The sequence below is a fragment of the Streptomyces sp. NBC_00358 genome, assembly GCF_036099295.1.
Lineage (GTDB): Bacteria > Actinomycetota > Actinomycetes > Streptomycetales > Streptomycetaceae > Streptomyces.
Genome location: NZ_CP107976.1, coordinates 678,546 through 688,654 on the forward strand (window position 1 = coordinate 678,546; position 10,109 = coordinate 688,654).

The following is a 10,109-nucleotide window of genomic DNA, read 5'->3' on the forward strand; positions in this document are numbered from 1 at the left end:
GGAGTATCAAGGGGTCGGGACTCCCGCTCGCCCGACGCCTTCGGAGGACAGGTAGTGGAAGATCTCCCGGCACGACTCCGGTCCGTCCCGGACGGCAGGCACACCGCGCCCTGCATGGTCGCGGGGCTGCGCTCCTGGGCCGCCGCCGCGCCCGCGCGGACGGCCGTCGTGGACGGCGCCAGGCGACTGAGCTTCGCCGCCGTGCACAGCCGCTCGAACCGGCTCGCGGGTGCGCTCCTCGCCGCGGGCCTGCGCCCGGGCGACCGGGTCGCCGTACTGCTCGGCAACCGGCTGGAGTACCCCGAGATCGCGGCGGGGCTCGGCAAGGCGGGACTGGCCATGGTGCCGGTCGGTGTGCGCCAGACCGTGCCCGAGATCGCGTTCATCGCCGGTCACAGCGCCGCCCGCGCCCTCATCGTGCAGCACGACCGTGCCGAGGAGGTGTCCGCGGCCGTGCCCGTGGACACCGTCGTGCGCGTCGGCGGACCGGGACCGGGCCGCGCCTACGAGGACGTCCTCTCGCGGGGCCGTGACGCGGATCCGCTGGTCCCGGTGAGCGGGGACGACACGTTCTGCGTGCAGTACACCTCGGGGACGACGGGGCGGCCCAAGGGCGCGCTCCTCACCCACGCCGCCCGCACGCTGACGGCTCGACTGTCGGCGCACGAATGGGGCCTGGGCGAGGAGCGGGTCAGCGTCGCGGTGGCGCCCATGAGCCACGGCGCCGGATTCATGTTCGGCTACGCTCCCCTGCTCACCGGCGGCACGGTCGTGATGCTGCCCCGATGGGACCCCGAACGGCTGCTGGACCTCGCCGCGCGGGAGCGTGCCCAGTCCGTCTTCCTGGTGCCGACCCACGCCCAGGCCATCCGGGACCTGGGCGGCAACGGGCCGCGCGGCCGGGACCTTTCGGCCCTGGACACCCTGTACTTCAACGCGGCCGCGCTGCCCGTCCCGCTCAAGGAATGGGTACTGGACACCTTCCCGGGCTGCGGGGTGCACGAGTTGTACGGGTCGACCGAGGGCGGCGTGGTGACCAACCTGCGCCCCGCGGACGCGCGCCGCAAGGCCGGTTCGGTGGGCCGGGCATGGTTCCGCACCCGGCTCAGGATCGTCGGCGACGACGGCGCCGAGGTCGCCACGGGTGAACCCGGCGAACTCTTCAGCCGCTCACCGTTCCTGATGAAGGGCTACCTGGACGACCCCGAGGCGAGTGCCGCCTGCCGCACCGCCGACGGCTTTCTCAGCGTCGGCGACGTCGCCACGATGGACGAGGAGGGCTATGTCCGCATCGTCGACCGCAAGAAGGACGTGATCATCTCGGGCGGACTCAACGTGTATCCGCGGGAGGTGGAGGAGGCCTCCCTCGCCCATCCGGACGTGGCGGAGTGCGCGGTGGTCGGGGTGCCCGACCCCCTGTGGGGCGAGGTGGTCACCGCGTACGTCGTGCCGCGGCCCGGTGCCGCGCCCGTCGGCTCCGAGGAACTCGCCCGTTTCCTGAGGCCGTTGCTGGCGGGCTACAAACTGCCGCGCCGGGTGCGCACGTTGACGGCCCTGCCGCGCAACTCCGCGGGCAAGGTGCTCAAACGCGAACTGCGCCGAGCCGCCGGCGCGCGAACACCTCCGCCGGAACACCCGTCACACCTTCCTCCTCCCCCGTGACACCCCCTTCCCGCCGGCCATCACATCTCCCCCGCCCGGGACAGCCCCCGCGGCGACAAGCGAAAGGCGGTGGCGCGGTGCGCCCGCACGTCGAACTGATCCACGAGGACGACTACGTCTGGCACCCGGCCGAACTCCCTTACGCCGTCGGCGAGATACGCGAACGGCGGCTCAGCGGTGACGAGGAGGACGGTTCCGCCGCCCTGTCCCTCGCGTTCGGCTCACCGACGCGCAGGGCCGCGGGAGTGCCGTCCGCGGACACCGAGTTCTTCGTCCTCGAGGGACGGCTGCGCCACGGCACCACGGACCTCGGGCCCGGGGGCTATCTGCACGTGCCCAAGGGCGTACCCATGGAGGAGCTGTCGGCCGAGGCGGGCAGCAGGGTGCTGCACTGGCGGGAGTACGGCCCCTCGGACTTCGAGCCCGGCGGCACCCGGTGGCCGGACGCGTCCGGTGACGTGACCGAGTGGGACTCGGGGGCGATGGAGTGGATCACGGCGCCGACCAACGGCCCGCTGACCCCGCTGTACATCAAGCTGCTGCACCGCGACGAGAAGACCGGCTTCTACACCCGTCTCGTCCTCGCCCCGAAGGGCTGGACGGACCACCGGCTCGCCCACCACCCGTGCTACGAGGAGTTCTACACACTGTCCGGGCGGATGACCTACAACTTCGGGGACATCGATCCGGGGACCTACTGCTTCCGGCCGCCGTTCGTGAAGCACGGTCATTTCGTGGCCGAGGAGGACACGACCTGGATCATCCGCTCGGACGGCGAGCTCATCAACTGGTACACGACGGACGAGTGGATCAAGTGGGGCGGCGAGGCGGAGAACTACGAGCCGCACCACGCGCCGGTTCCGTCCACGCTGCCGATACGGTCCCGCTCGCGGGGCGACTGGGACAGCGACGGCATGTGAGTGCGTGCCGGGGGCGGCGCCCGGCCGGTGCCGGGCGCCGCCCCCGTCCGTTCACCGCGGGAGGTACCGGCCCGCGGGCGGTCCCTCGACGCGGCCGTCCCGGTAGGCGACCCGGCCGCCGACCACCGTGGTCCGGGGCCAGCCGCGCAGTTCGACCCCGTCGAAGGGGCAGTGATCCTGTCCCGAGAGCAGCAGTTCGGCGCTGACCGTGCGGGTCTCGTCCAGATCGGCGACGACTAGGTCGGCGTCGGAGCCGACCATCAGGGACCCCTTGCGCGCGAGGCCGTAGGCCGCCGCCGGACCGGCCGAGGCCAGTTCGGCGATCCTGCGCAGCGGGACCCCCCGCCGGTGGTGCCCCTCCGAGAGGAGCACCGGGTAGAGCAGCGCCGTACCGCCGAAGCCGGGCAGTGCGGGCCACAGCGCGTCGCCCTTGTTCTCCTCCATGCAGCAGGCGTGGTCGGAGGCCACCCAGTCGACGGTGCCGTCCAGGACCCCCGCCCACAGGGCCTCGTTGTCGGCGCGGGTGCGCACCGGCGGGTTGACCTTGGCTCCGAGGCCGCGGCCCGCCGCGTCCAGGCTCTCGTGGTCCAGGCACAGGTGGTGCAGTGTGACCTCCGTCCGCAGGTCGCCGCCCGGGGCGGCGGCGCGTGCGGCCCTGGCCGCGTCGAGGGCCGCCGCGCTCGACAGGTGCAGCAGGTTCACCGGGCAGCCCGTGGCCCGGGCCAGGGCCGCCGCCTCGGCGATGGCCACCTCCTCGGTCAGCGGCGGGCGGCCCTCGCTGTACGCCCGCAGGGTCTGGGGATCACCGTCGCGGCGGACCCGGTCGATGAACAGGCGCATCAGCTCGGACTGTTCGCAGTGCAGGGACAGGGAGACCCGGCCGTCAGGGCGGGCGGCTCCCGCGGCGGCGACGGCCTCCATGAGCTGGTAGAGGTGGCCGAGGTCGTACTCCTCGCCCTCCCCCGTCATCCGGAAGCCGCGCGCGTCGCGCGAGTCGGCGGAGAGGTTGAACCCCTTGTAGAACATGTAGTACTTGAACGAACCGACCCCGTGGCCGGCCAGCAGGCCGGGAATCTCCAGCACCTGCGCCGTGTCCATCGGCGCGAGGTGGAAGCCGTAGTCGGTGTAGCACTGCCCCTCCACGGCCTTGAGGACCTCGGGGAAGATCTCGGCGTACGGTCCCGTGCGGTTCAGGTAGTGCTCACCGGTCCGGAAGTACGACAGCACGGTGGTGGCGCCACCGACGAGGGAGGACCGGGTCTCCTCCACCGCGTCCTGGGCCAGCGGACGGTAGATGCCCAGATGGAAGTGGGCGTCGACGGCGCCCGGCAGGACCACCTGGCCGGTCGCGTCGATCACCTCCCCGGCCTCCGCGGCCGGGAGTTCGTCGGCGAGCGCCGTGATCACACCTTCGCGGACGCCCAAGTCGGCGCGAATCTCGCCCACATGGGGCTGGACGAGTGTCCCGTTCTTCACGATCAGGTCGAAGCGTGCCATGCCGGCCGGACGGCCTCGCGCCGGAACGCCTCCGTGGAACGCGGGCCGCGGACCGCGCTTCCCCGGTTCGCCCGGGAGCCGCCCGCACCCCCTTCCCGGATAGAAGCGCCCCCAGTTGGGAAACACTGTTTCTCTTTCGTGGGTCTGGGTCGCATGCTAACTTTTCGAAACGGCGTTCCACAAGGAGAAACATCCATCGATCCGAAGGGTGTGAGCCACAGTGCCGTTCCCCTCCGCCGGCCCCGGCGGCGCATCCCCCGGTCCGCTGCACGGGATCACCGTCCTGGACTGCGCGACGCTGTTCGCGGGGCCGTTGGCGGCCACCGTTCTCGGCGACTTCGGCGCGGAGGTGATCAAGATCGAGCACCCTTCCCGGCCCGACCCCTCCCGTACCCACGGTCCGTCCCGCGACGGCACCGGACTCTGGTGGAAGATGCTCGGCCGCAACAAGCACACCGTCACCCTCGACCTGTCCAGGGCGCAGGGCGCCCGGCTGCTGCTGCGGCTGGTCCGTGAGGCGGACGTCCTCATCGAGAACTTCCGGCCCGGAACGCTCGAACGCTGGGGCCTGTCCCCCGCGGACCTGCACGCCGCGAACCCCGGCCTGGTGATCGCCCGCGTCACCGGCTTCGGCCAGTTCGGCCCCTACGCGGCGCGGCCCGGCTTCGGCACCCTCGCCGAGTCGATGAGCGGGCTGGCCGCCGTCACCGGCGAACCGGACGGGCCGCCCACCCTCCCGCCCTTCGGCCTCGCCGACGGCGTCACCGCGCTCGTGACCGCCTCGGCGGTGCAGACCGCGCTCTACCACCGCGACGTGCACAACGGCGGCGGACAGGTCGTGGACCTCGCCATCATCGAGCCGCTGCTCACCCTGCTCGGCCCGGCGCCCCTCGCCTACGACCAACTGGGCACCGTGCCGAGGCGCACCGGGAACCGCTCCGCGCACAACGCTCCCCGCAACATCTACCGCGCCCGGGACGGCGGTTGGGTGGCGGTCAGCACCTCGGCACAGTCCGTCGCCGAGCGGGTGATGCGGCTCGTCGGGCACGGCGAGGTGGTGGGCGAGCCCTGGTTCGCCTCCGGCGCGGGACGGGCCGCCCACGCCGACCTGCTCGACGCACAGGTCGCCGCCTGGATCGGCGGACGGGACCGGGCCGAGGTGCTCAAGGCGTTCGAGGCGGCCGACGCCGCCGTCTCCCCGGTGTACGACATCGCCGACGTCTTCGCCGACCCGCAGTACCGGGCACTCGACACCCTCACCACCGTCCAGGACCCGGAGCTGGGCCCGCTGCGCATGCAGAACGTCCTGTTCCGGCTCTCCGCCACCCCCGGCAGCATCCGCTGGACCGGCAGACCGCACGGACAGGACACCGACCGTGTCTACAGCACCCTGCTGGGACTCACCGCCGCCGAACTCGGCGCACTGCGAGGGGAGCGGGTCATATGACCGTCCGTCAGCCCTGGGACGCCCTGTCCGGCACACGGGTCGTCGACCTGGCCCATCCGATGCGGCGCGGAATGCCGCAGTCGCCCAACCACCCCCCGTACCGCATGCTCCTGGAGCGCCGCCACGGTGACCTGGTTCGGCCCGACGGCGGATCGGCGGCCAACGAGATCGTCGTCACCGGCGGGCACGTCGGCACACACATCGACGCGCTGGCCCATGTGTCGCAGGACGGGCGACTGCACGACGGGTCCGAGGCCGCGACCGCCCAGTCCGCGACGGGGTTCTCCCGGCTCGGCATCGAGGGGTTCACGCCCTACGTGGGCCGGGCCGTGTTCCTCGACATCGCCGGGCTGCACGGGGTCCCCGTCCTGCCTTCCGCCCACGAGGTCACCGTCGAGGAACTGGAGGGAGCCCTGAAGCGGGCGGGGACCGGACTGCGGCCGGGGGAGGCCGTACTGATCGGCACCGGTTGGTCGCGGCACTGGGAGAATCCCGATCCCGAGGTGTTCACCGGTCAGCGGGGCGGAGTCCCGGGACCGGGTCCGGCGGCCGGGGAATGGCTGGCCGCCCGGGGCCCGTGTCTGGTGGGCGGCGAGACGCTCGCCTTCGAGCACATTCCGGCGAGGAGCGGCCACTCCGTGCTGCCCGTGCACGGGCGCCTCCTCGTGGGGGCCGGCGTCCACATCGTGGAGACCATGCGGCTGACCGCGCTCGCCGAGGCGCGGGTGACGCAGTTCCTGCTGGTGCTCGCCCCGTTGCCGCTGGTGGGCGCCACCGGCTCCCCGGTGCGGCCGCTGGCCGTGATACCGGCGGGGGACGACACGTGACCGGCACGGAACACGGGCCCGACGCCCGGCGGACCTCCCCGACGCGGGAGTCGGGCGGCACGGCCGACGCGCGCGTCCCTCGTGGGACGACCGGCACGGACGACGGCCACCACGGCCGGACGGAGACCGGCCCCGACGACGCACGCCCCGCCCACGGGGGACCCGGCGAGGGCGGCCGGCCCCGCTCGGGGTTCGCCGCGCGGCTCGCCGACTTCGCCGCGCGGTGCCGCGAGGCGATCCCACGGGCCGTGGCCGAGGACACCACGGCCCGGATCTCCGACGCGCTCGGCAACTGCCTGGCCGCGCTGGGCCCGTACGCCCGCGACGATGCGGCCCGAGGACCGCACGAGGCCGCGCTGACCACGGCCCGGCGGGCCGGAGGCACCCCGGAGTCCACCGCCATCGGCAGCGGGGTCCGCCTGCCCGCCGACCGCGCGGCGCTGGTGAACGGGACCCTGGCGCACGCACTGGACTTCGACGACACGCACCTGCCCTCCGTGCTGCACCCCACCGCCGCGGTCCTGCCCGCCGCGCTGGCCGCCGCGGAGGCGAGCGGCGCGGACGGCGCTCTGACCGTGGCGGCCCTGGCCGCGGGCGGTGAGGTCTGCGTACGGCTGGGCATGGCGTCCTACGATCCGCGGCTGCGCAACTCGGTCTTCTTCGACAAGGGGCTGCACGCCACCTCCATCTGCGGAACCGTGGGCGCCGCCGTCGCCGCCGGGCTCGCCCAGGGGCTGACCTCGGCGCAGTTGGCGGACGCGATCGGCATCGCCTGTTCGATGGGCGCGGGCGTCATCGAGGCCAACCGCACCGGTGGGACGGTCAAGCGGATCCACTGCGGCTGGGCGGCTCACTGCGGTGTCAGCGCCGCGCAGTTGGCCGCCGCCGGTGTGACCGGGCCGCCCACCGTGCTGGAGGGGCGGTTCGGCTTCCTCACCGCGTTCCTCGGCGACCGCTGGGACGCGGGCCCGCTGCTCGACGGTCTGGACGCGATGGACGACGCCGCGCAGTGGGAGTACCCGCGCACCGTCTACAAGCCGTACCCCTCCAACCACTTCACCCATCCCGGTATCGACTGCGCCCTGGCGCTGCGCGCCGCCGGACTCGATCCGGCGGACGTGGTGACGGCGGAACTCGGCGTGGCGGCGGCGGCGCGCCGCACGATCGGGGAGCCCCGCGAGCAGAAGGTCAGGCCCTCCTCGCCGTACCACGCGAAGTTCTCGGGCCCCTACACCGTCGCCTCGGCCCTGCTCGCCGAGTGGGACCGGGGCCCCGGAGTCCGGTTGCGGGACTTCACCCCGGAAGCGTTCACCGACCCCCGGCGGCTGGCGCTGGCCGCCAGGGTGGAAGTGGTGTCCGACGCCCGGTGCGACGCCGAGTTCCCGCACGCGTTCGGGGGCGTGCTGCGGGTGCGGACGCGCGGCGGGGCCACGATCGAGCATCGGGTGGTCTCCTCGCGGGGCGGGCCGGGATCCCCGCTGACCTCGACGGAACTCGCGGAGAAGTTCCAGGTGGGAGCCGAGCCGCTGCTGGGTGCGGAGCGGACCCGCCGGCTCGCCGCGGCGACGGCCGCGCTGCCGGGCGCCGGACCGGGATGTGTGACGGATCTGCTGGGCCTGACGCGGATCTGACCCGGCGCCGCGACGGGAGCAGCGCCGGGCCAGGACAGCGTCCCAGGCCGGGCAGCGGCTCAGGTCCCCTGTTCGGGCGCTGTGCCCAGGACGCGGCGCGCGGCGCGCACGACCGCCTCGTCGACCATGCGTCCGTCGGCCCCGGTGACGACGGCGCGGCCCGAACGCGCGGCCTCCTCGAAGCGGTCGACGAGAGCGCGGGCCGCCGCCACTTCCTCGGCGGACGGAGTGAACACCTCGTGCACGACGGGGAGTTGGTCGGGATGGATGCAGGCCCGTGAGCGGTAGCCGAGGCGGCGCAGCGCCCGGGTGGAGGCCAGCAGCGCCCCCGTGTCACGGAAGACCGTGCTCACCGGTCCGACGGGCGGCGCGATCCCGGCCGCCGCGCAGGCGAGGACCAGGGTGGTCCGCACGACCAGCAGTTCCGACCGGTCGTCGGAACGCGGTTCCATACCGAGTTCCGCGCACAGGTCGGCCTCACCGGCCTGGAGGTGCGCGACGCGCGGCGCGGCGGCCAGGGCGGGCGCGTTCAGGACGGCTGCCGCCGTCTCCAGCAGCGGAGAAAGAGCGATCTCGCCCGCCGTGAGGCCGAGGTGCGCCTCCCGCTCCGTGAGCACGTCGTGGAACGCCGATACGACTCCCGGGTCCGGGCATTTGGCGAGGCACAGGCCGCGCAGCGCCGGGCCGACGAGCGCGGCCGCCTCACGCAGCCCGTCGGGGCCGGGGTTCACTCGCACCCAGATGTCGGCGCCGTTGTCCGGCGCGAGCTCCTCCAGCCAGCGGCGCACGGCACGGAGCGCGGTCTGCTTGGCCGCCGGGGCGACCGCGTCCTCCAGGTCCACGATGAGCGCGTCGGCGCCCCGGTCGAGCGCCTTGGCGAGCATGCGGGGGCGGTCACCGGGGACGTACAGATACGAGCGGGGTGTGCGGCGCGGCGGCGTGGGGGCGGTCACGGCGGAGTCAGCCGATGGTGGTCGTGTGCGCGGACAGACCGCGGGCGATGACCGTGCGCATGATGTCGTTGGTTCCCTCGCCGATCGCCATCAGCGCCGCGTCGCGGTAGAGGCGTTCGACGACGAACTCCTTGGAGTAGCCGTAGCCGCCGTGCAGGCGCATGGCGTCGAGCGAGGCGCGGATGGCGGTCTCCGAGGCGAACAGTTTGGCCATGCCCGCCTCCGTGTCGACCCGCCGTCCCTCGTCGGCGCGGGAGGCCGCCCAGTACACCAGGAGGCGGGCGGCCTGGAGTTCGGTGGCCATGTCGGCCAGGCGCAGCTGTACGGCCTGGAAGTCGTGCACGGGCCGGCCGAAGGCGTGCCGCTGCGCGGTGTACGAGAGGGCGGCGTCGTAGGCGGCCTGCGCGATGCCGACCGAGCGGGCGGCGATGTTGATGCGGCCGGTCTCCAGCCCCGACAGGGCCTGTTGCATGCCCCGGCCCTCGACTCCGCCGAGCAGGGCGGTCGCCGGGACGCGCACCGCGTCCAGGCGCAGTTCGCAGGACTCGGTGCCCTTGTATCCGAGCTTGGGCAGATCGCGTTCGACGGTGAAACCGGGTGTCGCGGTGTCGACGAGCAGCAGGCTCATGCCCCGGTGGGCGGGCTCGGCGGCCGGGTCGGTCTTCACGAGAACGGGCAGCATGTGGGCGTGTCGTGCGTTGGTGATCCACGTCTTGGAGCCGTCGACGACATAGTCGTCGCCGTCCCGGCGGGCCGTGGTGCGGATGCCCTGGAGATCGGTGCCGGCGTCGGGTTCGGTCAGGGCGATGCCGCTGCGCCACTCGCCGTCGGCCAGCCGGGGCAGGTAGTGCTCCTTCTGTCCCATTGTCCCGTGCCGGGCCAGGAGCCAGCAGGCCAGGGAGTGGGAGCCGAGGATCCCCGCGATGCCCATCCAGCCCCGGGAGATCTCCTCGAAGACAAGGGCGAAGGACACCATGTCGGCGGCGAGACCGCCGTACTCCGCCGGGACGGTCAGGCCGAACAGGCCCAACTCCCGCATGCGGGTGACGATTTCGGTCGGATTGCGCCCCGATTCCTCCCATTCCTGGGCCACGGGTTCGATCTCCTTCGCGACGAAGTCGCGCAGGGTCCGGCGGAACAGCTTCTGCTCGGGCGTCAAGGTGAAGTCCACG

Annotated in this window: 8 protein-coding genes; 5 read left to right on the plus strand and 3 right to left on the minus strand. The window is 73.4% G+C overall.

Annotated features, from left to right (window positions below; genetic code table 11):
* Positions 1-54: 54 nt before the first annotated feature.
* Both OHT01_RS02680 and OHT01_RS02685 read left to right on the plus strand, forming a co-directional pair.
* Positions 55-1,662: a class I adenylate-forming enzyme family protein gene (locus OHT01_RS02680; protein ID WP_328551459.1), complete on the plus strand. Its 1,608-nt coding sequence runs from the start codon at positions 55-57 to the stop codon at positions 1,660-1,662.
* Between the two features lie 77 nt (positions 1,663-1,739).
* On the plus strand, positions 1,740-2,582 hold the full coding sequence (locus OHT01_RS02685; RefSeq protein ID WP_328551460.1) for a DUF4437 domain-containing protein: 843 nt from the start codon (positions 1,740-1,742) through the stop codon (positions 2,580-2,582).
* Positions 2,583-2,633: 51 nt separating this feature from the next.
* Here OHT01_RS02685 and OHT01_RS02690 read toward each other — a convergent pair whose 3' ends face one another.
* Positions 2,634-4,079 carry a dihydroorotase gene (locus tag OHT01_RS02690; protein ID WP_328551461.1) on the minus strand — a complete coding sequence of 482 codons (1,446 nt, stop codon included), beginning with the start codon at positions 4,077-4,079 and terminating at the stop codon, positions 2,634-2,636.
* Between the two features lie 220 nt (positions 4,080-4,299).
* Here OHT01_RS02690 and OHT01_RS02695 point away from each other — a divergent pair, with 220 nt between their 5' ends.
* The 3 genes from OHT01_RS02695 to OHT01_RS02705 are packed head-to-tail and all read left to right on the plus strand — an operon-like array spanning position 4,300 to position 7,984.
* Positions 4,300-5,526, plus strand: coding sequence for a CaiB/BaiF CoA transferase family protein (locus OHT01_RS02695; RefSeq protein ID WP_328551462.1), 1,227 nt, complete (start codon positions 4,300-4,302; stop codon positions 5,524-5,526).
* Positions 5,523-6,353, plus strand: a complete 831-nt coding sequence (locus OHT01_RS02700; protein ID WP_328551463.1) for a cyclase family protein — start codon at positions 5,523-5,525, stop codon at positions 6,351-6,353. The genes OHT01_RS02695 and OHT01_RS02700 overlap by 4 nt, the downstream gene beginning before the upstream one ends.
* The gene (locus OHT01_RS02705; protein ID WP_328551464.1) at positions 6,350-7,984 is read left to right on the plus strand and encodes an MmgE/PrpD family protein; all 1,635 of its coding nucleotides are present in this window, start codon (positions 6,350-6,352) and stop codon (positions 7,982-7,984) included. Before OHT01_RS02700 ends, OHT01_RS02705 begins: the two co-directional genes overlap by 4 nt.
* 59 nt (positions 7,985-8,043) lie before the next feature.
* Here OHT01_RS02705 and OHT01_RS02710 read toward each other — a convergent pair whose 3' ends face one another.
* Together OHT01_RS02710 and OHT01_RS02715 are read right to left on the minus strand one after the other, a co-directional pair.
* Positions 8,044-8,937: an HpcH/HpaI aldolase/citrate lyase family protein gene (locus tag OHT01_RS02710; protein ID WP_328551465.1), complete on the minus strand. Its 894-nt coding sequence runs from the start codon at positions 8,935-8,937 to the stop codon at positions 8,044-8,046.
* A gap of 7 nt (positions 8,938-8,944) precedes the next feature.
* Positions 8,945-10,108 (minus strand): acyl-CoA dehydrogenase family protein, encoded by a 1,164-nt coding sequence (locus tag OHT01_RS02715; RefSeq protein ID WP_328551466.1) that lies wholly within the window; start codon positions 10,106-10,108, stop codon positions 8,945-8,947.
* Position 10,109: the final 1 nt, after the last annotated feature.